Source organism: Sporosarcina cascadiensis, from assembly GCF_009650995.1.
Lineage (GTDB): Bacteria > Bacillota > Bacilli > Bacillales_A > Planococcaceae > Sporosarcina > Sporosarcina cascadiensis.
Genome location: NZ_WHVV01000010.1, coordinates 75,933 through 96,179 on the forward strand (window position 1 = coordinate 75,933; position 20,247 = coordinate 96,179).

General features: G+C 45.0%; 18 protein-coding genes and 1 riboswitch. Of the genes, 7 read left to right on the forward strand and 11 right to left on the reverse strand.

The features are described 5' to 3' along the window. Positions 1 to 20: 20 nt before the first annotated feature. Positions 21 to 665, reverse strand: coding sequence for a phosphatase PAP2 family protein (locus tag GDZ68_RS11815; RefSeq protein ID WP_153722510.1), 645 nt, complete (start codon positions 663 to 665; stop codon positions 21 to 23). Positions 666 to 802: 137 nt separating this feature from the next. Between GDZ68_RS11815 and ytxJ the strand changes: the two genes are divergently transcribed. The 5 genes from ytxJ (at position 803) to GDZ68_RS11840 (ending at position 6,221) form a co-directional block, all read left to right on the forward strand. Further along, positions 803 to 1,135 (forward strand): bacillithiol system redox-active protein YtxJ, encoded by a 333-nt coding sequence (gene ytxJ / locus GDZ68_RS11820; protein WP_228551090.1) that lies wholly within the window; start codon positions 803 to 805, stop codon positions 1,133 to 1,135. 187 nt (positions 1,136 to 1,322) lie between these two features. After that, positions 1,323 to 2,372 carry a fatty acid desaturase gene (locus GDZ68_RS11825; protein ID WP_153722511.1) on the forward strand — a complete coding sequence of 350 codons (1,050 nt, stop codon included), beginning with the start codon at positions 1,323 to 1,325 and terminating at the stop codon, positions 2,370 to 2,372. Between the two features lie 262 nt (positions 2,373 to 2,634). Beyond that, positions 2,635 to 3,762 carry a sensor histidine kinase gene (locus GDZ68_RS11830; protein WP_153722512.1) on the forward strand — a complete coding sequence of 376 codons (1,128 nt, stop codon included), beginning with the start codon at positions 2,635 to 2,637 and terminating at the stop codon, positions 3,760 to 3,762. A 6-nt stretch (positions 3,763 to 3,768) separates the two neighbouring features. Next, positions 3,769 to 4,380 carry a response regulator transcription factor gene (locus GDZ68_RS11835; RefSeq protein ID WP_153722513.1) on the forward strand — a complete coding sequence of 204 codons (612 nt, stop codon included), beginning with the start codon at positions 3,769 to 3,771 and terminating at the stop codon, positions 4,378 to 4,380. A 527-nt stretch (positions 4,381 to 4,907) separates the two neighbouring features. Beyond that, the gene (locus GDZ68_RS11840; RefSeq protein WP_153722514.1) at positions 4,908 to 6,221 is read left to right on the forward strand and encodes a D-serine ammonia-lyase; all 1,314 of its coding nucleotides are present in this window, start codon (positions 4,908 to 4,910) and stop codon (positions 6,219 to 6,221) included. Between the two features lie 274 nt (positions 6,222 to 6,495). Here the strand turns inward: GDZ68_RS11840 and thiW are convergent, their stop codons facing one another. The 4 genes from thiW to thiM are packed head-to-tail and all read right to left on the reverse strand — an operon-like array spanning position 6,496 to position 9,264. Continuing rightward, the gene (gene thiW / locus GDZ68_RS11845; RefSeq protein WP_153722515.1) at positions 6,496 to 6,984 is read right to left on the reverse strand and encodes an energy coupling factor transporter S component ThiW; all 489 of its coding nucleotides are present in this window, start codon (positions 6,982 to 6,984) and stop codon (positions 6,496 to 6,498) included. Positions 6,985 to 6,991: 7 nt separating this feature from the next. Next, complete coding sequence (gene thiE / locus GDZ68_RS11850) at positions 6,992 to 7,654, reverse strand: thiamine phosphate synthase (protein ID WP_153722516.1); 663 nt, start codon at positions 7,652 to 7,654, stop codon at positions 6,992 to 6,994. Then, the gene (thiD, locus tag GDZ68_RS11855; protein ID WP_153722517.1) at positions 7,655 to 8,470 is read right to left on the reverse strand and encodes a bifunctional hydroxymethylpyrimidine kinase/phosphomethylpyrimidine kinase; all 816 of its coding nucleotides are present in this window, start codon (positions 8,468 to 8,470) and stop codon (positions 7,655 to 7,657) included. A gap of 23 nt (positions 8,471 to 8,493) precedes the next feature. Next, positions 8,494 to 9,264, reverse strand: coding sequence for a hydroxyethylthiazole kinase (thiM, locus tag GDZ68_RS11860; protein ID WP_153722518.1), 771 nt, complete (start codon positions 9,262 to 9,264; stop codon positions 8,494 to 8,496). A 59-nt stretch (positions 9,265 to 9,323) separates the two neighbouring features. Then, positions 9,324 to 9,430, reverse strand: a riboswitch (TPP riboswitch). 193 nt (positions 9,431 to 9,623) lie between these two features. On the opposite strand from thiM, the gene GDZ68_RS11865 reads away from it, so the two are divergent. Beyond that, positions 9,624 to 10,820 (forward strand): DUF3238 domain-containing protein, encoded by a 1,197-nt coding sequence (locus GDZ68_RS11865; RefSeq protein WP_153722519.1) that lies wholly within the window; start codon positions 9,624 to 9,626, stop codon positions 10,818 to 10,820. Between the two features lie 30 nt (positions 10,821 to 10,850). Here the strand turns inward: GDZ68_RS11865 and GDZ68_RS11870 are convergent, their stop codons facing one another. From GDZ68_RS11870 to GDZ68_RS11895, 6 genes are all read right to left on the reverse strand, one after another. Continuing rightward, positions 10,851 to 12,254, reverse strand: coding sequence for a sensor histidine kinase (locus GDZ68_RS11870; protein ID WP_153722520.1), 1,404 nt, complete (start codon positions 12,252 to 12,254; stop codon positions 10,851 to 10,853). Continuing rightward, on the reverse strand, positions 12,251 to 12,946 hold the full coding sequence (locus GDZ68_RS11875) for a response regulator transcription factor (RefSeq protein WP_153722521.1): 696 nt from the start codon (positions 12,944 to 12,946) through the stop codon (positions 12,251 to 12,253). Before GDZ68_RS11875 ends, GDZ68_RS11870 begins: the two co-directional genes overlap by 4 nt. 93 nt (positions 12,947 to 13,039) lie before the next feature. After that, the gene (locus GDZ68_RS11880; RefSeq protein ID WP_153722522.1) at positions 13,040 to 14,185 is read right to left on the reverse strand and encodes a Ger(x)C family spore germination protein; all 1,146 of its coding nucleotides are present in this window, start codon (positions 14,183 to 14,185) and stop codon (positions 13,040 to 13,042) included. Next, complete coding sequence (locus tag GDZ68_RS11885) at positions 14,182 to 15,633, reverse strand: spore germination protein (protein WP_153722523.1); 1,452 nt, start codon at positions 15,631 to 15,633, stop codon at positions 14,182 to 14,184. Before GDZ68_RS11885 ends, GDZ68_RS11880 begins: the two co-directional genes overlap by 4 nt. A 28-nt stretch (positions 15,634 to 15,661) precedes the next feature. Further along, entirely contained in the window at positions 15,662 to 16,753 is a 1,092-nt protein-coding gene (locus tag GDZ68_RS11890; protein ID WP_153722524.1) for a GerAB/ArcD/ProY family transporter, read from the reverse strand. Between the two features lie 109 nt (positions 16,754 to 16,862). Then, positions 16,863 to 18,014 carry a S1C family serine protease gene (locus GDZ68_RS11895; RefSeq protein ID WP_228551091.1) on the reverse strand — a complete coding sequence of 384 codons (1,152 nt, stop codon included), beginning with the start codon at positions 18,012 to 18,014 and terminating at the stop codon, positions 16,863 to 16,865. A 679-nt stretch (positions 18,015 to 18,693) separates the two neighbouring features. On the opposite strand from GDZ68_RS11895, the gene adh reads away from it, so the two are divergent. Further along, a complete protein-coding gene (gene adh, locus GDZ68_RS11900) occupies positions 18,694 to 20,235 on the forward strand; it encodes an aldehyde dehydrogenase (RefSeq protein WP_153722526.1) in 1,542 nt (513 codons plus the stop codon). The last annotated feature ends 12 nt before the right edge of the window (positions 20,236 to 20,247 follow it).

Genomic DNA, 20,247 nt, shown 5'->3' on the forward strand with positions numbered 1-20,247 from the left:
CCTTCTGTAATAAATTTTAATCACGGCGTGGTTCTTTTACGCTGAAACTGCTGGTATATCGTGATAGAAGCAATGACCCAAACGGCGCTGGCGTATATACCGCCGACAATATCACTGGGGAAATGCACCCCTAAATAAATACGGCTCACTGCAATCATGACAATCATGAAAACAGCAGCTGTCACGGCTAGTGTCCGGCTCCAAGTATTCCGTAAATTACGCCAAATGATATAAGCGAGAATAGTGTATAAACTGAATGCCATCATCGTGTGACCGCTCGGAAAGCTGTAGCCGCCAATGTCAATCAGACGATGGAGGTCGGGACGTTCTCGTTTGAAGATGAACTTCAGCGCTTGATTGAGTATGCCTGTCCCGCCGACAACGGCAACCAGCAATAATGCCTGCACCCCGTGCTTTCTACTGAGAAGTGTAACAAACGCTGCCAGTGCAATCAGCGCAACGGCCATTGTGGAACCGATCGTCGTAAATGCTCGCATGACCACTGTCAGCCACGGAGTTTCTGTACCCTGGACAGCTCCAATGACGGCTTTATCAAATCCGGAAATCGTCTGCATATGAATCGAAGTTGCGACCATTGCAAACAAACCCGCTAATATTAAACAAGCTCCCCAAGTCAGCAATAAACGAATAGACAGTTCACGCATGTCTCCCGGCCTCCTTTCTACTGCTCTATATTGTGAATGAAAGCTAAAAAAATGTACAGTGAAAGGTGGCGGCGCAAGCCTGAAGATTGTTTTAAAAAATGGACGGAAGGTATACTAATGAAAAAAGGGAGTGGTGTATGATGCAGGAAATTTCTACAACGGAAGAATGGGATGAAATACTTGATCAATCCAATGAAAAGCCGGTGCTTATGATGAAGCACAGTTCAACTTGTCCAGTCAGTGCATCTGCATTTTCTGCGTTTCAACGGACAGAAACGAATCTGTCCAAGTATTATCTGATTGTGCAGAAGAGCCGACCGCTGTCGCAGGAAATTGAACGGGAACTGCAAATTCGTCACGAATCTCCACAGCTATTTTTATTGAAAGACGGAAAAGCGGTATGGAAAGCTTCGCATTACGCCATTATGGAACCCTCTATTACAAAGGCAATCCAAGAACATCAGGTGTAAGCCGGCAAAGAATAGTCCGCAGCAGACGCACTCTCCTATGAGAAATGCGTCTTTTTCATTTTGAAGAGATGTCATGGCATATATGACATTTGTCATCTCAAAGTCATGACATCTATGTCTACCCCTCCCTGTCCGTACACGGTATTCTTAATGTATTAGCAAACCCAATTAGGAGGGACATTCAAACATGAGTAAAGAGAAAACGAAACAGCTGCATAAAGACGTCGCACCTTTCGCGAAGTCTGACTTAAAGAAAAGTGTTTTTCAGATGCTGAATACGATACCGCCTGTTTTTATCCTTTGGTTTCTGGCGTATCAGAGCTTGAACGTTTCCATCATCTTGACAATTGTGCTTTCCATCACAGCTGCGTTCTTCGTAGTTCGCACATTCATTATCTTCCATGACTGTACGCACGGTTCATTCTTCCGCAATAAGAAAGCGAATAATATTGTAGGAACAATCACTGGCGTACTGACATTATTTCCTTATGAAAAGTGGAAAAGAGAGCACTCTATCCATCACGCGACAAGTTCAAATCTTGATAAGCGCGGAGTAGGCGATATTTGGGTAATGACTGTTGAGGAGTATGAGAATGCTTCTAAATGGCAGCGTTTAGGCTATCGTTTCTATCGTAATCCTATCGTGTTGTTCGGTTTTGGTCCCTTATATCTAGTGCTAATCGCAGGTCGTTTTAATCGCAAAGATGCACGTAAGAAAGAGCGTATGAATACGTATTTAATCAATATCATTCTTCTGGCGGTCTACAGCGGATTGATCCTGCTTATCGGCTGGCAGTCATTCGTACTGATTCAGGGCACGATGATGTTCACTGCTGCGGCGCTTGGAATTTGGTTATTCTACATTCAGCACACATTTGAAGATTCTTATTTCGAAGAAGAATCAGATTGGGATTACGTAAAAGCAGCAGTGGAAGGCAGTTCGTATTATCAATTGCCGCGTGTTCTGCAGTGGGCGACAGGTAACATCGGATTCCACCACGTACATCACCTGGCTCCGCGTGTTCCGAATTACAATTTGGAAATGGCGCATGAATTAACGCCGCCATTGCAAAAGGCGACAACTATTACATTAAAAACAAGCTTGGAATCATTACGCTACCGTCTGTATGATCCCGCAAATAAAAAGTTCATTACGTTTAGAGAAGCCAAACAAGCTATCATGGCTAAACAAAAGTTGAAGATTGACTTAAAACCAAAACGCACAACATTTGACTGATCTATGCTGTCCGGAAAGTAGAAATTTACTTTCTGGACAGCTTTTTATGTGCAATTCCTTATGCGATCTCATGAAACGCGCCAATATGTGACCTCAGCGCGCCAAAAATCTTCTTAAGCAAACCAATTTAGCTTTGCACCGCACCTTTCCTGAAATTGAAATTAGAACGAACCCTCATGCAGCGAAAATGAGATTAGTGCAAGCGGGTCATTCAGGCAACTATTTGTTACAATGGATATATAAAGGGTGGCGATGAGAACCTATGCACAGCTGGTACAGTATTTTTCCAAAAAGCCCATGGCTCAGCATTTATGCATGGGTGGTATTTTGTATTTTACCTTTCTTTTATATTTTACGAAGTGCGTCACCGATGGGGTTATTAATCGGTTTCACGCTTCTGGTGTTCTTCTTTTTATCTTATTACTTTTCCGTGAAATCAGACAGCGGCCTCATGTATATGTGGATCAGTTTTGAGATTGTCATCACCGTTTTGATGACTCTGTTGTTTGGATATGTATACCTATCTATATTTATTGCTTTTTTTATTGGGAATATCCGGAATCCGGTAGGTTTTTTTATCGTTTATGGTTTGCATATTGCTATTTTGATCGGAGCAGTCGTTGCAGGATTCTTTATTGAAATTGAATTGTTTCTTTCGCAGATTCACTTCATTATTCTGGCAATCATCGGGGTCGTGCTGCTGCCGTTTAATCTATATAACCGTCAAAGACGCGATCGGCTGCAGGATCAGCTGATACTTGCAAGACAGCGTATATCAGAGCTGACGATTGTGCAGGAGCGCGAACGGATTGCAAGGGATCTTCATGACACGCTGGGGCAAAAACTGTCAATGATTGGGCTGAAAAGTGATTTGGCAGTACGATTAATGGAACGAGATATCGAATCTGCTAAAGCAGAGCTCCAGGATATACGTCAGATTTCCAGCACCGCATTAAAAGAAGTCCGAGTGCTCGTCAGCGGGATGCGCCGAGTCAAATTGAAGGATGAATTGGTCCGTGTAGAGCAATTATTGAGAGTGGCGGAAATCGAAATAGAACTTGAAGGTGATCCGAATTTTCCGGATATGTCACCGATTGTAGAAAACGTATTGGTTATGTGCCTGAAGGAAGCGATCAATAATGTTGTCAAGCACAGCTACGCAAAGCATTGTTGCATCGCTTTTCAACGGACCGAAAAAGAATTTCGGATTATTGTGAAAGATAACGGAATAGGAATTGCGCAAAATGGGGTGAATCTGCCCGGTAACGGACTGGAAGGAATGGAAGAGCGCCTGGAGTTCGTTAACGGCAACCTTTCTATTTCCAGTCAGGAAGGGACACAATTGAAGATTACAGTTCCCGCTGTTCTGAAACAAATAAAGGAAGGGTGATTACATATGATCCGCATTGTGATAGCAGAAGACCAAGGAATGATGCTGGGTGCGCTGGGGTCGTTATTAAATTTAGAAGATGATATGGAAGTAATCGGCATGGCGAAAAACGGTCAGGAAGCAGTGAAACTAGTGAAAGAACTGAAGCCTGATATTTGTATAATGGATATAGAGATGCCGATCAAGACAGGTTTAGATGCTGCGGAAGAACTGCAGGATGAAGAGTGCCAGATCATTATCCTGACTACTTTTGCGAGAGCGGGGTATTTTGAACGCGCACGGAATGCAGGTGTCCGCGGCTATTTACTGAAGGATAATCCAATTGAAGAACTGGTGAAATCCATTCATTCCATCATTAAGGGACGCCGTATTTATGCTCCTGAATTAATCGATCTGGCTTTTGATATGAAGGAAGAAGATAAGAATCCGCTGACAGAGCGTGAAGAGCAAGTACTAAAGTTAATTTCAGAAGGAAAAACGACCAAACAAATTGCGGCGGAGTTATTTTTATCACCCGGTACAGTGCGTAATTATGTGTCGACGATCTTGGATAAGCTCGGCGTGCGAAACCGGATTGAGGCGATTTCAATGTTTCAGGAGAAGGGCTGGTTTAAATAAATTTCATTTTAATAAAATGGCTCTTCACCAAAACATGTGCTTGATAATCAATTTAATGAGCAGTTTGAGATGGGATTGCGCAGAATAGGATGGTAAATGGGAGGATACCGTTTCCCTGCGTTTCAGGAATTTTTATATGAATGGCAGTCATGAGCATGCTATTTGAGTTTATTACGTAAGAAGTGGCGTTTCATGCAATACTTAGCATTCTGCAAAGGCTTAAATTCTTGTGTTGAATGCATTTGTAAAGTCGAGAAACGGGAACACTACCAACTAAATCCACACTCTGCAAAAAAAGCAACATGTTATACTTTCCCCACATCAGCGAAGGCGCAACTGCGGGGTAGGCCGTTGCTATGAGACAACTGGCGTGTTCTTCGCCAGATGGCTCATAGCGTAAGGCAATCCCCCAGCGCCGAAGCGGGTTTAAACTGCAGCATGATTTTCGCAATACATACATGACAAGTTTTCAAGAACTGATTTTGGGGCAGATCCAATAAAATTAATGTAAGGAAGAGGTGTCTGGTATGAACGACCAGGATCGAAAAGCATGGCTGGAGAAGGAGCCTTTATTGCAGCAAGTGGCAGAAATGAAAGAAGTGCTATGGCGAAACCCGTCTGTGCAGCCGGTGAACAGGGCGATGGAGAAAACGTCTCTGACACGCGAAAAGGTAGAAGACGCACGTCAGAGACTCGAACGATTTGCTCCGTACCTGGAAAAAGTATTTCCTGACACTGCTGTTAATCGGGGCATCATTGAATCGCCCCTCACTTCCATTCCTGCAATGAAAAGAATGTTGGAGCAGCAGTATAAGTTGAAGATAGCCGGTATGCTGATGCTGAAGCAGGATAATGCTCTGCCGATTTCAGGTTCTATTAAAGCACGCGGCGGTATTTACGAAGTGTTGAAACATGCAGAAACACTGGCGCTTGACCATCAATTAGTAAATGACACGCAAGATTATCGGCAATTCGCCGAACCGGTCTTCAAAAGTCTATTTGCGCAGCATAAAATAGCTGTAGGATCGACAGGGAACCTAGGACTGAGCATCGGCATCATGAGTGCAAAGCTGGGTTTTAATGTAACTGTACATATGTCTGCAGATGCAAAGCAATGGAAGAAAGATTTATTGCGGTCAAAGGGTGTTGAAGTCATAGAGTACGAAGATGACTACAGTAAAGCGGTGGAAGAAGGAAGGCGCCAGGCGCAGGAAGATCCATTCTGTCATTTTATAGACGATGAAAATTCAACTGATCTTTTTATGGGCTATGCAGTCGCAGGCGAGCGTGTTGCCGCGCAGCTGAAAGCACTGCATATCAAAGTAGATCGAGAGCATCCGCTTTTTGTTTACTTGCCTTGCGGAGTAGGCGGAGGGCCCGGCGGAGTCGCATTTGGTTTAAAACTGGCTCTCGGCGACCACGTACATTGTTTCTTTGCCGAGCCGACGCATTCGCCGTGCATGATGATCGGAATGGCAACGGGACTGCATGATCAAGTATCAGTTGCCGATTTTCATTTGGACAATAAAACTGCGGCTGACGGACTGGCAGTAGGCACTGCTTCTGCATTCGTCGGAAAAACAATGGAACCCTTCCTGGCCGGATGCTACAGCGTTGCAGATCATACGTTATTCAAGTTATTGAAAAACCTGGCAGACAGTGAAGATATCTGGCTGGAACCATCTGCGCTCGCAGGCATGACAGGTCCTGTCAAGGTTATAGAGTCTCACGTCCCAGAGGCAAATTCCGAAAAAGCCGTGCATCTTGTCTGGGGCACAGGAGGAAATATGGTGCCTGAAGAGGAAATGCAAAGCTATTATGATCAAGCCGGGAAACAATGATTTTATTTCCCGGGAAATCGACAAAAACAGCGGTTCAGAGAGTTATGCTACATAACTTTCTGAACCGCTTTTTAAAATTAAATGGTATTTACTATAGTTGCTCATAGCATGTCAATGAATGATCATAAACGTTTTCCAGCCGATCAAACGAGGCTGACGGGCGCTCCTAGTCATTAGCCGTCCGATCATAGCAACTCAATGCATGATCATAAACCCGCTATGGACGCTCATAGCCTCGCAGAGTTTTCATCAATTCCCCATATCTCGCTAAAATTCAGTGCAAATCCTGAAATAACTTCAGCTTCAGCAGTCTTGGTACCAGTAAAAGGCCGATAACGGAACCGCTTACTGTCGACACGAGAAACGGAGGCAAGAAGAAGAAAGCTGTAACAGTCGTACCCATCAGAATCTTTGCATAAGGTACGGCAAACACAGGTGCGATAAAGCCTGTGCCGATTATTTCACCTATGCCGGCTGTCCAATTCCGTTTGTACCTCTGATAACACAGCCCGGCTAACAGTGCACCGATCATTCCGCCGGGAAGCGCCAGCAAAGAACCGGTTCCTGTCAGGATTCGCACCAATCCAGTCACAAAGGCCACTAGCACCGCTGCGCCCGGCCCCATGACGATTGCCACGATTACGTTGACGGCATGCTGAATAGGATAGGCTCTCGCTATTCCCGCCGGAAATGAAACAAAGGCAGAGCCGGCAACAGCAATTGCCGCAAACATCGTCATAAAAACCATTTTTCTTGTATTCATCGCAACCTCATTTATTTAGAATTAATGTAATTTCTTTAGAAAAAGACTTTGCTGCTTCCTGAGGGTTTTCAGCGGAAGCGATGGCTGAGATGACCGCCACGCCGTCTGCGCCGGCATGCAAGGCGGGGATGAGGTTAGCCAAGGAAATGCCGCCGATTCCTACAATCGGCATGTCAGGAAAAGCACTGCGCATTTCTCCAATCAATTCGGGGCCTACAACAACGGAAGCATCTAATTTCGTCGCAGTCGGATAAACCGGGCCGATTCCAACATAGTCAGCTCCGATTGCTTCAGCAAGCTTCATTTCATCCAGATTGTGGGTAGAGACGCCGAGCCATTTATCAGGACCGATGCGCTTGCGTACAAGAGCCGCCTGTTCATCGTCCTGCCCTACATGGACACCGTCAACATTAAGGGCTAACGCAAGATCAACGTCATCATTGATAATGAAAGGAACGCGGTAAAGCCGGCACAATGCCTGACACTTTTTTGCAAATCCGAGCAGCGCATCTCCCTGCAACGCATTTTCTCCCTTTTCACGCAGCTGGAAGCAAGTAATTCCGCCGCGGAGGGCAGCCTCTAAAACAGCCAGTGGCTCCTGATTGTGTACATTCGGGGTACCCATAATAAAATACAGACCCATCGCTGTCCGCACGTCTGCCCTGCGCATTTAGTGCATCTCCTTTTTTAGCTGACCGTAAGCCCAGTGATTTGTCGGTCCATGGCCAGAACCCAAGCGTAAGCCGTGTTCAATAGCGGCTTGGATAAATTGTTTTGCTTCTGCAACTGCATCAGTCATAGAATAGCCCTTTGCAATAAATCCGGCCAAGGCTGCCGCAAATGTACAGCCGGTCCCGTGGGTGTCTTTCGTCTGCACCCAAGGAGTTGTCATTGTGAAAGATTGCCCTTCACAATCAAGATAGTAATCCTTTGCTTCGAGTACGTCGCAGCGATGTCCGCCTTTTAAAATGACCGCATGTGCCCCCATACTAATGATTTTCTGTGCAGCATGCTGAATGTCTTCATCGCTGACAATTTTCATTTTCGTGAATACTTCTGCTTCTGGAATATTGGGCGTGATGATTGCAGCTATCGGTATTAGATGATCTTTCATTGCTTGGATTGCTTCTTGCTGCAATAACGAATGACCGCCTTTTGCGATCATAACAGGATCGATTATAAGAGGGAAAGGTGGATATTCCTTCAATACAGCAGCAACAGCAATGATAATTTCAGCTGAAAACAGCATCCCTGTTTTACATGCTTTTACATCAAAATCATCCAAGACAGCACGTATCTGGGCTGTGACGCCGTCCGTCGGCACAGGATAGACGCCGTGAACGCCATGAGTGTTTTGTGCAGTTACAGCCGTCAGAACAGAAGTGCCGAACACGCCAAGTTCTTGAAAAGTTTTCAGATCTGCCTGGATTCCGGCGCCGCCTCCGCTGTCTGATCCTGCAATAGTCAATGCTACATTTACTGTCAATGAAAAAACCCCCTTACTCCTAGTTACACTAAAAACGTGTTATTGTTCCGATCCAGTGTATGTAATGTGTTTAAGAAATTTACTGCGAAATCGCCGGGTCCTGCTGAAATACCGGCTGAAACTTCGCCTGCCCGTTTATAAAATGAAAGCGCATCAGCAGCTGCTTCCAGCGGCGATTCGCTTCCTACTGCCAGGAAAGCACCAACTACTGAGCTTAGCAGACAGCCTGTTCCAGTGATCTCAGTCATAGAAGGATGTCCGCCTTCAATAAACAATGAACGATGACCGTCCGTAACGATATCTGTTTGACCTGACACAGCAACTAAACAACTGTGGCCGATGGCAACCTTTTTCGCGATTGCTTCTATATCTGCGCTGCCTTCTCCCGCATCTACGCCTTTCGCTTTCCATGGGACATCGGCTATGGCTGCGAGTTCACCGGCATTGCAGCGGATGAGGGTGACATCAACTTCAGCCAGCACTTTGAGAACGCTTGCTTTTCGAAACGCTGTAGCTCCAGCACCGACAGGATCAAGCACGACAGGATTTCCGGCTGTTCTTGCACTGTTGCCGGCGAGGATCATGGCATCGACAGTTTGCTGCTTCAGCGTGCCGATATTCAAAATACTGCAGGAAGCAATTTTTGCGATATCTTCAGCTTCTTCTATTGCATCCGCCATTACAGGCGATGCACCGATTGCGAGCAGTCCATTTGCTTGAAAGTTTGCCACTACAAAGTTCGTGATGCAATGAACGAGCGGCTGTTCTTTTCTAAGATGTTGAATTAGCTTCATGTTTCCCTTCCTCTCAATAAAGGTATATATACAAAAAACCCATACAAAGATGGGCAGGGTATGAAAACTACCCACTTCCCTCCGCTAGCAAGTACTAGATCAGGTTCCAAGGGTTTGCAAGACAGCATCTCAGCTCGTAAAAATTAAAGCACCCCTAGTGGTGAATATGATTCAGATACATTAATTGTATCATAAAATTTTATAAAGGATAAAACCAGACAGGAATGTGAAGGATAAATAATATAAAATGATCGGTTGAGCACAAGAAAAACGGCATGGCAACTAAGTCGGAAGATGTATAATTGTCTGAAGTGAAACAGAAGATTTATGCATACTAGATAAAAAGGAGCAGATGATAAATGAAACCTTTATTTGAAATTCAAAGTATGACCCATTCGTTAGATGAACTGACTTTTTCTTGGAGTGATGCAGGAGGATATTACCGTGTCTATAAAAACGAGCAACAAGTATATGAAGGAACAGCTGCGGAATTTACAGACGGAGAATTAGATCCGAGACATCCGTTTCAATACACAGTTGAGCGTGTAGAGGATAATCAGGTCAGGGACGTCATTGTGATGCAGACCTCCGCGCTGACGCCGACTATGGAAGGCGAGCATCCTTTGCAGCGGCTCGTCATCACGACTATTGCCGCCGCTTCACAAATCGCACTGTCCTGGGAATGGATCAAAGGAGTGAAGAAGTTCGATATTTACCGAAATGGCAAGTATTTGCAGACGGTAGAAGACAATCGCTTCATTGACCGGGAATGCTCTTTATCTGAGTCCGTTACCTACAGCATTTCAGGTACACGCCCGTTGATTGACAGTAATCATCGAATGAATGTCAGCAAGTCGATTGCGGCGAAAGTATTTGACGCTGTTACACCGAATAATCCTGAGAGCGAACCGACGAAGGAAGTCTATACGTTTACTGTACACGTGAAACGCCGCGATCAATTACTGCAGCCGGTCGCAAAGCGGAAAAAGGCAAAGCAGTTAGACCAATGGAAATTCCGTTATACCACATTTTTGAAAGAAGATATCCTGAAAAATCCGAATCTGCTTTCGCCGTTGCCTTATTTTACTGGAGATGACCGTGATTTCGACCCGGAAGGAAAGAGTTTTCGGACGCGGGTGAACATGGAAGGGCAGTTTGACGGCAAGGAAAGCCCGCTTCAATTCACGAAATCAGTCGGTCCGTCGATTGGGCTGAACTATTTAAAGCGGTATAAACGCCACGGTCATGCATCAGTGGACGGAATTGTAATTAAGCGTCTTGAAGGTGAGCCGAAAGAAATCAATTTTGAGATTAACCATGATGTAGGTAATCCGCTCACTGCTTCACCGCCGATTCACTATGAAGTGAAAGGCCATCTGGACCGCGAAGGAAATATTGACTTGGTGGGCTATCATAACAATGCGCCTCATCATGAAATCTATCTGTCGCTTGACGATGCGGACTGGCAGACGATTCATCGCTCAGAAAGTGATGGGCTGGCATATTTATCCGGCGTGCCAGGGGATAATTATTGGCGTTTTATGACATGTAATTAAACAGGAAAAAGCCGCTTATTGAGCGGCTTTTCATTTTGGCAGACGGATGGAAAATTTCGTTCCCTGACCTTTTTCGCTATGCACTTCAATGGTGCCTCCATGGAGAATAACTAGCTGTTTAACAATTGACAGACCAAGCCCGAATTCACCATACGGAGTGGAAGTCCTGGACATGATCGCCTTATAGAAGCGGTCCCATATCTGTTCAATTTCTTCCGGGTCCATGCCGATTCCTGTGTCTTCAATTTCTAAAATAGTTTCAGAGGCCGTTTCATCGCCTCTCAATGTAATGGTGCCATTTTCACAAAACTGAATACTGTTTTTCGTGATATTTATGAGGATTTGCATCAAGCGGTCATAATCCGCCTTGACTGACAGTCGATCAGACGCATCGACAATCAGCTTGTTTTGACGTTCCTCAGCTGCGGATTCGAGTTGGTCGGCTGTCATTTCAAACAGTTCCTTTACAGGTAAAGCCTGTTTATTCAGCTGGATTTGATTGGCCCGAATTTTTTCGTAATCAAGATTCTCATTGACCAGACGAATGAGCCGTTTGGATTCCTCCTGAGCCAATCGAAGCGCTTTATCCTGCTCCTCAGCAGAAATCATATGCTCCCGCAGGCCTTCGATTATTCCGCGGATTGTCGTAAGCGGCGTGCGCAGTTCATGGGAGACATCCGCCATGAATTGCCGTCTGCGATTCTCTAGAGAGTCGATTTCTGTCATCGAAGTTTCCAGTTTTTCAGCCATTTCATTGAAGTCTTTAGATAGTTCGCCGATTTCGTCAAACTCTGATGAAGGCACCCGGACTGTATAGTCGCCGCCAGAAACAGCTGCAGCCGCTTTTCTCAGCCGCTGAATTCTGCGGACATGAAGAATAGACAGCAGTCCGCTAAGCAGCAGAGCCAGAAGAACGCCTGCCCCAGTCGTATAGAGGACGTAATGATTCATCTTCGAAATAATTGCGCTCGATCCGGTGATAGGGGACGTCAGCAGGATGCCGCCAATAAACTGCTGTCTTTCAAAGTATGGCAGCAGCACGAATGTAACTGCCTCATCAAAGCGTTTGAGCTCCTGTCTGACTGTCACTGACTGACCATTTTGCAATGCATTCCATTCTTCCTGATTCAGTTCGATTAACGCAGTCTTCAGCCCGGTGGAATAAATGATGGAAGATCGTCCATTGAACAGGCTGTATTGGATCGACCGGGCATCTAAGACATGGCCGTAGGATTTCAAAATAGATTCTGTTCCGCGATTGCTTTGGCGCAGGTCGGATAAAATTGCCTGTCCATATGTTGTAAGTTCATCTGTTTTTTGTTCGTAAACTACGTTTTCCAAGTAATGTGTCAGCAATAGACTGAGTACCAGAACAGTCAGCAAAATGACGCTGAAGTGACTGAGCAGCTGCTGATAAAATGTTTTAATCTTCATTGGATTGTTCCGGAGCTTTCATCGAAACGGTAGCCGACGCCCCATACGGTATGGAAAAAAGAATGATCCGGCAGAGACAGCTTTGAACGGAGCCGTTTAATATGCACATCGACTGTCCGGTCATCTCCATAAAAATCATATCCCCATACCTGATCGAGCAGCTGGTCGCGCGAGAATACCTGTTTAGGATGCCGGAGGAAGAAGTGCAACAGCTCGAATTCCTTTGGTGTCAGATTGGAAACCAGCTTGCCCCGCACCGATACTTCCCGTGTATTCGGATTCAGCCGGAAATAAACTGTGCTGATTTCCTCATCACTGCTTTCATCTTTCGCAGAATATCTGCGTGTAACTGCCTTGATCCGCGCCATTAATGCAAGGGGGCTGAAAGGTTTCGTGACATAATCATCCGCACCCGTTTCAAATCCTCGTACTTGATCCGCTTCGCCATCTTTTGCGGTAAGCATGATGATGGGAACTTCTATGCCTCGTTCTCTGATTTTGCGGCAAATGGTCAGGCCGTCAAGATCAGGCAACATCCAGTCAATAATCAGGCAGTCCCACGAAGATTGGACCGCGCGTTCATAACCATTCAGTCCATTTGCCTCGAATATTCCTTCGATGCCCTCTTTTTCGAAGAATAACCCAATCATCTCAGAGACGCTTTCATTGTCTTCTATCACTAGAATTCTCATTGCGGCACCTCCTAACGCCTTTGTACTTAAAAATAGTACGAAACCGCAGAAAATGCAATGAAGAGTGTAGAGGACTTTGAAATGTCTAAAGAATTACTTCTTAATTGTCTCTTTAAAAGACTTGCGGTCTGAATTCAGTTTGATAACACGCACCTGTAATTTTCCGAATGAATCCTCCGTTAAATTAACCCGACCATTTTCTTGGATTTTTTTCCAGGTCTCTAATTCTTTCCGGTACAGCTGCTCAGAAAAACGGTATATATCAATATCTTTGTCAATAGCATCATGATAAGTCGCCATGATCTGACGGGATACTTCTTCTTCAACTTCCTTTTTGATCTGCTTGACCGTAATATTACCTTTGATACTGCTTATATTTGCCTGCAGCTCGATCTCTGCATTAAAATTTACTTCATGAGTAACGTTGGGTTCGATTTTTACTTTCACATTTTCAATGATTACTGTCATTTCATTGCCTTCCCCGGTTTTGAATGTAACTTCTCCTCTTTTTGTTTCATTCGTCATCCACTGGATACCGAGCGCCTTCTCACCCGATATGTACCCTTTGAATCCATCTCTCGTGATGACCCCGACACCTGATAATTCGGGAGCCTGTATAGACTCTTTCATCGATTTCCAGTTTTCTTCAATAGTAATGAGAGGGATGGTTGCTTCATAGCCGGGTTCATCTAATCCGATTATTAGCTTGCGCAAGTTGACGGGAGGAATGAAAGATTCCTGTTCATAGGAATTTTCTGGATCCCCCAGCTTAGACAGAGTAATCGCTCTGTTGATGACCGGCCGTATCAGCAGAATGTCTTCAACAGAATCCTGCGTAGTATAAATCCAAATTTGATAACGGGTTTCACGATAACGGATAAAGCTGTCAATAATTGGTGAAACCTTTACATTCTTCATGACTTCTTCTGAAACAACCAGATACGAAAAATGTCCCCAAAACAATTTTTGATCCATAGAATGGTACAGCTGATTAATCGCATCGTCTAATGTGTCTCCGGATGCATATCCAACCTCTGCCTGAGGATGATCTGTGGTCGGCTGATCATTTTTTGCAGTATTGGCGAAGTCGATCACTTGCGTATATACTTCATATTTCCCGTCCTTAAAATCAACGCCCATTCCATTGACATAAAGCATACGCTCCGGTTCATTCATATCCCAGCAGCCGGACAGCAGGACAGCAGAGCCGATGAGTAAAAAGAAGGCGACTCTGTTCATTTCTTCACTCCTTTATTGCGCTTCTTATCTTTGGGATCCAGAAAATTTGGACGCTCTTTGTATTGAGGCGGTGATAAACGAAAAATGGTTTTCTGAATGTTCTTCCAGCTTAAATCAGCCGCTATATTCATATATGGAACACCGAATGTCCGGATACTCGACAAATACAGCAAGGTAAAGTACATCGACAAATAAAATCCAAACAGACCAAAGAAAGCAGTCAACAGTATGAAACTAAAACGCAGCAGACTGACAGCTGTCACGAGAGATTGATTGACGAGTGTGTACGTGGCGATTGTAGAAGTGGCAATAATGACAATCATCGCAGGACTCGTCAACCCTGCCCGGATGGCTGCATCGCCGATAATGATTCCTCCTACAACCCCGATTGTGTTGCCGATTGCAGAAGGCAGACGCAGCCCGGCTTCACGGAAGAGTTCAAACATGCCGAGCATAAGCAGCATTTCAAATGCAGAGGGAAAAGGCAGCCCTAAGTTCGCCTGGACAATCGTAGCGAGCAGCTGGAGCGGTAATTGGTTTTGATGATAAGTGGTTAAGGCGAGCCAAAAGGCAGGCAGTAATAATCCGATTAAAATACTTGCCACACGCAGCATACGCTGAAAAGAACTGTAGAAAATCGGATATTCATTATCCTCTGATGTTTTTAGCAATAAGAACATATTGACAGGAGTGATGACGGCATAAGAGCTGCCATCCACTAAGACTATAAAACGACCGCGTGCCAGTGCCTGAATTGCATTATCGGGGCGTCCGGTGTAATCGGTCCTGGGAAAAAGCTTTGCGCTTTTATTGATATTTTCCATTAATAAATCGCCACTGAATACGATATCCGTGTCTACTTGATTCAACTGGCTGCGTATCTGTGTCAGCGTATCCTCGTTTGCAATGTCATCAAAATACAATAAGGCCACAGCTGTTTTGGAACGTTCGCCCAGTTCAAACTTCTCCACACACAGTGAGTTCGTGGGCAGGCGCTTTCTCAGAAGTGCGATATTAACGGAAATATCTTCAATAAAGTTGTCGCGCGGGCCTTTCACAGGTACTTCTACGCGTGTCTCTTCAGGATTCCTGTTCGGTTTTTTCGCGATATTGCCTGAGATCAGTAAATCTTCTTCTATAAAATAGAGCAGCACATGGCCTGTATAGACTAGAGAAATGATTTCCTCTTTTGTCTCAGGGGTTTTTACGCCGGGTATGTGCAAATGGGACGGAATAGCCTGTTCAATCTCCAACAGTTCCGCCTGGCTGCACAGCAGCTGGACACGAGGAACGATGACTTCATTTAAAAGCTGCGTGTCAATCATCGCATCGCATGTGATGAATTCTACAGAGTGCGAGGAGAAATGATAGCGCTGGAAATGGACGTCGGCAGATTTTTGGAACAATTGTTTTAATGTCTCTTCATTGATTTTTTCATTAGGCAGCATAGCTTCTCACCTTTTTGTAACGATATAGTCAGTTGCCTGTTTTAGATGTTTTTCTTGATAGAAAAGCGGCTATTGTCATAATGCCAGTGAGCAGTAGTAAAAAGAAAAGTGTTACGATTAATAGATAATCTCCCTTTAATTTCAAAAATGTATGTTCACTCATTAAAAAAAGCGACAGACTCGTGAAGAACAGTGCCGGTCCTGCTATATTCCAAATCTTCTTTTTATCGCCGGTCCATTTCAATAAGTCTGCAGCAATATAGAGCAGAAAACCGACTCGGATAAAAGCGCCTGTCAGCCATTGGTAGATAGATAAAAAATCCAAGTGTTCAAAGAAACGCCCGATGGCTACGAGCCCCCATTCTTCATAAGCGGGATATCGCTGTTTCATGGCTTCCACAGGACCAAACTCTGTTATAGCCCCTACAAGCGGTCCGGTGGTCAGTCCGACTAAAATGAACAGCATAAAAGCAAAGTGGTACCACCGAAAACGATCTTTGACGCGGTGCTGAAGAAATAATAGCAGCACGAGCTCGATAAACCCGGACGCCGGATACATCATGGATATCAATACGGGCTGGAAACCATGCTCCAAAAAGGGTCTCAGCAACTCATAATCCTTCACTTGTATATTCGTAAAGGCTACAAAAAAACCTAAAATAACCACCCAGAACAGCACAAATGCATTCACGATCACAATGGTTTGAAGATCTGTATTGACCAGCAGGATGCACAGTATGCAGTAGATCAGCAGCATGGCAACCAAAGGAGTGTTGGGCAGAAAGGAAGCCGTAATCCACTGTAAAACTTCAGCCATTGTAAAAGCGGCCATCACTAGTAAGTAGACCGCGGTTATATATCGGAAACTGGCAGCGGGCACGGTGCCGATGGCTGATATCAGCCAGTCTCCTATATGTTCGCGGTTACTGCCCTTCTGAATGTATAGAAAGAAAAAAAATAACGGAAAAATAACAGCCGCCGCCAACAGCACAGACATCCAGCTGTCTCGCCCGGCATCCTGTAAAAGAGACGGAATAATGGTCACATGATTCTTCAATCCAATTACCGTCATCGAGAGAAAGATGACGTGAAGGACGCTGATTGATCCAGTTTGGTTCAAATAAATCCCTTCTCGCATGTAGTGATACAGTTCAGCTTTGCCGAAAAATCAGTATTTTATAATCTGCGATCATAAAAAAAGGACAGCAGATTTGCTGTCCCGGCTGACGTTACTTCAATTGGCTGCCTGTCAATGTAATATTCAGCTCTTGTTTTTTACCGCCGCGATAGATGGTTACGTTCGCTTTGCTGCCGATTTCAAGTTTTGAATAAAGATATTTTCGCAGATCAAGTGAACTTTCTATCGTGTCACCATTGATGCCAGTCAGTACATCTTGTTCTTGCAATCCGGCTTTTTCAGCGGCAGAACCAGGTTCGACGGCTGTCACCATCACACCGCCTTTTACAGATTCCGGCAAGTCTTTAACATACATATATGGGATATTTGCCAAGTCGGCAAGGCCTATGCCGAGATAGGGCCGCTCAATTTCCCCATGTTCTGTCAGCTGTTCCACTAGTGTTTTGACTTCATTGCTTGGAATTGCGAAACCAATGCCTTCTACTCCGCTTTGCGCCACTTTCAAGCTGTTAATGCCGATCACTTCACCTTGCGTGTTGAATAAAGCACCGCCGCTGTTTCCGCTGTTGATGGCGGCATCTGTTTGAATGACTTCTGTCTGCCATGTTCCGGCGGAAGTATTAACGTCTAAAGTGCGTGAAGCTGAGCTGACAATGCCTTTCGTTACCGTTCCGGAGAAATCCAGACCAAGCGGATTGCCTATCGCGATGACTGAGTCGCCGGCGCGGACCTTGTCAGAATCTCCGAAGGTTACCGCATCAGAGGCATATTTTTTATCAATCTGCAGAACAGCAATATCAGTTAACGCATCGGTTCCGAGCAGTTCAGCTTTTGCTTTTGTGCCTGAGCTCAGAGTGACTTCGATTTTTTGTGCATTTTCGATGACGTGATTATTAGTGACGATATACGCATGATCTCCGTCTATTTTATAAATAACGCCAGAACCGGTTCCCACCGGTTGTTCACTGGAGGCTCCTGCAAAACGGTTGCCTGCAGATTGATAATTTACTACACCGACAATCGCCTTCGAAGACTGCTCGACCATATCCGCCAATGAATCTGCTGAAGTCGCGGATAATGATTCGACGCCGTAGGAGGGAGCTGCCGCACTTGCGGTTTCTATCTTGGTCTCCGGCTTAGAAGTGAGCAGATCTGTGTTGACCACGACACCCAGAGTGAGCATAGACCCTACAACACCTGATCCTACAATGGATAGCACTCGTTTAACTGTATTGTTTCCCATATTGAAAACCCCTGTCATTTGTATTTCTTTCATCGTACAGCGAAGTTATGAACAAATTATTAAGGAATCATTACCAATCTATGAATAAGTGAAATTTATTACGACTAATAAAATTACAGGTTTGCATCATAGTTCTAAACAATTTGTCTTGTACGTGTTATGGAGGTTTGAAGTTGGTATAAGTTTGAAGTTTTAATGAGTTTCGGCGCTGGGGATTGCCATCCGCTGTGCGATTGCCGACGAAGATTGCAGCTGCCTGTCAAAGAAGCTTAGCGGATGATCATAATACCCGCCCAAGCGCTCATAACCCGGCCCCAGCCGCTCATACACACCGGTCGCGTGATCATTCGGCTCGGCCGCATGATCATACCTGATCCTGCTGTGATCATTGAACCGTCCCCTGCGCTCATAGTTGCTCCGCAATTGCACCTTTGCTAGTGTGGGAGTGCAGGACATGTGGCTTTTCGGTATGTGTCATGCACCTGTTTTGGTGAAGAGCCGAAATAACCTATAGTATTTAGTTGAAAGAGTTGTAATTTCCAGGTAGAATAAAAGATAGTTATTGTAAGCGCATACATTTCGCATAAGTTTTTCCTGTTGTTCGTATAGTGGCTTTATGTGCAAAAAGTCTGCACTGGCATACAAGCAAAATAAGAGAGAATAGGGAGTGTGACGCAGTATGGTACAAGCTTCAGAAAACAAGGTTTATGTAAATCCGAATACAGAAGGTTCTATTGTTCAATTTAAAGAACGCTATGATAACTTTATCGGCGGTAAATGGACAGCACCGGCAAAGGGACAGTATTTTGATAACTCGACTCCTGTAACAGGCAAAGTATTCACACAGGTGGCAAGATCTACAGCAGAAGACATTGAACTGGCACTTGACGCAGCCCATGCGGCGAAGGAAGCCTGGGGAAAAACATCCGTCACTGAACGCTCAAATATTTTATTGAAAATTGCAGACCGCATCGAAGAAAATCTCGAGATGCTGGCGGTTGCAGAAACTTGGGATAATGGTAAAGCGGTCCGTGAGACATTAAATGCTGACCTGCCTCTGGCGGTGGATCACTTCCGTTATTTCGCATCTGCTATCCGTGCACAGGAAGGCGGTATCAGCCAGATCGACAACAATACGGTTGCGTATCACTTCCACGAGCCGCTTGGAGTAGTAGGGCAGATCATACCTTGGAATTTCCCCATTCTGATGGCTGTCTGGAAGCTTGCTCCGGCACTTGCGGCTGGTAACTGTGTCGTCTTGAAGCCGGCTGAGCAGACACCTGCATCCATTTTAGTATTGGTGGAGCTGATTGAAGACTTGCTGCCTGCAGGTGTGTTAAACGTAGTAAATGGTTTCGGATTGGAAGCAGGAAAGCCATTGGCATCCAACCCGCGCATCAGCAAAATTGCTTTTACAGGCGAAACGACAACAGGCCGTCTCATTATGCAGTATGCTTCCCAGAACTTGATTCCGGTCACGCTGGAGCTCGGCGGGAAATCACCGAACATTTTCTTCGAGGATATTATGGATGCAGACGATGCGTTCTTCGATAAAGCAATTGAAGGGTTCGTTATGTTTGCCTTGAATCAAGGAGAAGTATGTACATGTCCATCCCGTGCGCTCATCCAAGAATCGATTTATGAAAAATTCATGGAACGCGCTTTGGAACGTGTAAAAGCAATTAAAACAGGTAATCCGCTGGACCCTGACGTTATGATGGGTGCACAGGCATCTACAGAGCAAATGGAGAAGATTCTTTCCTACTTGGATATCGGAAAGCAAGAGGGTGCAGAATGCCTGACCGGCGGAGAGAAGAATGAGTTGGAAGGCGAGTTGGAGGATGGCTATTATATTAAGCCGACAGTATTTAAAGGTGATAATAAGATGCGCATCTTCCAAGAAGAGATCTTTGGTCCGGTTGTAGCAGTTACGACGTTCAAAGATAAAGAAGAGGCACTTGAAATTGCCAATGATACGCTGTATGGCTTAGGTTCGGGCGTTTGGACGCGTGATATGAATACTGCTTATCGTTTCGGGCGCGGCATCCAGGCGGGCCGTGTATGGACGAACTGTTACCATGCATATCCGGCACACGCTGCTTTCGGCGGCTACAAAGCTTCGGGCATCGGCCGTGAAAACCATTTACAGATGCTGGCGCATTACCAGCAGACGAAAAACATGCTGGTAAGTTACGATGAAAATAAGCAAGGTTTCTTTTGATCAAATCTTTGT

Excerpts from the sequence above, each read along its gene's own strand:
- GDZ68_RS11815 (WP_153722510.1), bottom strand. The coding sequence starts at position 665 with ATGCGTGAACTGTCTATTCGTTTATTGCTGACTTGGGGAGCTTGTTTA.
- ytxJ (WP_228551090.1), top strand. The coding sequence starts at position 803 with ATGATGCAGGAAATTTCTACAACGGAAGAATGGGATGAAATACTTGAT.
- GDZ68_RS11825 (WP_153722511.1), top strand. The coding sequence starts at position 1,323 with ATGAGTAAAGAGAAAACGAAACAGCTGCATAAAGACGTCGCACCTTTC.
- GDZ68_RS11830 (WP_153722512.1), top strand. The coding sequence starts at position 2,635 with ATGCACAGCTGGTACAGTATTTTTCCAAAAAGCCCATGGCTCAGCATT.
- GDZ68_RS11835 (WP_153722513.1), top strand. The coding sequence starts at position 3,769 with ATGATCCGCATTGTGATAGCAGAAGACCAAGGAATGATGCTGGGTGCG.
- GDZ68_RS11840 (WP_153722514.1), top strand. The coding sequence starts at position 4,908 with ATGAACGACCAGGATCGAAAAGCATGGCTGGAGAAGGAGCCTTTATTG.
- thiW (WP_153722515.1), bottom strand. The coding sequence starts at position 6,984 with ATGAATACAAGAAAAATGGTTTTTATGACGATGTTTGCGGCAATTGCT.
- thiE (WP_153722516.1), bottom strand. The coding sequence starts at position 7,654 with ATGCGCAGGGCAGACGTGCGGACAGCGATGGGTCTGTATTTTATTATG.
- thiM (WP_153722518.1), bottom strand. The coding sequence starts at position 9,264 with ATGAAGCTAATTCAACATCTTAGAAAAGAACAGCCGCTCGTTCATTGC.
- GDZ68_RS11865 (WP_153722519.1), top strand. The coding sequence starts at position 9,624 with ATGAAACCTTTATTTGAAATTCAAAGTATGACCCATTCGTTAGATGAA.
- GDZ68_RS11870 (WP_153722520.1), bottom strand. The coding sequence starts at position 12,254 with ATGAAGATTAAAACATTTTATCAGCAGCTGCTCAGTCACTTCAGCGTC.
- GDZ68_RS11875 (WP_153722521.1), bottom strand. The coding sequence starts at position 12,946 with ATGAGAATTCTAGTGATAGAAGACAATGAAAGCGTCTCTGAGATGATT.
- GDZ68_RS11880 (WP_153722522.1), bottom strand. The coding sequence starts at position 14,185 with ATGAACAGAGTCGCCTTCTTTTTACTCATCGGCTCTGCTGTCCTGCTG.
- GDZ68_RS11885 (WP_153722523.1), bottom strand. The coding sequence starts at position 15,633 with ATGCTGCCTAATGAAAAAATCAATGAAGAGACATTAAAACAATTGTTC.
- GDZ68_RS11895 (WP_228551091.1), bottom strand. The coding sequence starts at position 18,014 with ATGGGAAACAATACAGTTAAACGAGTGCTATCCATTGTAGGATCAGGT.
- adh (WP_153722526.1), top strand. The coding sequence starts at position 18,694 with ATGGTACAAGCTTCAGAAAACAAGGTTTATGTAAATCCGAATACAGAA.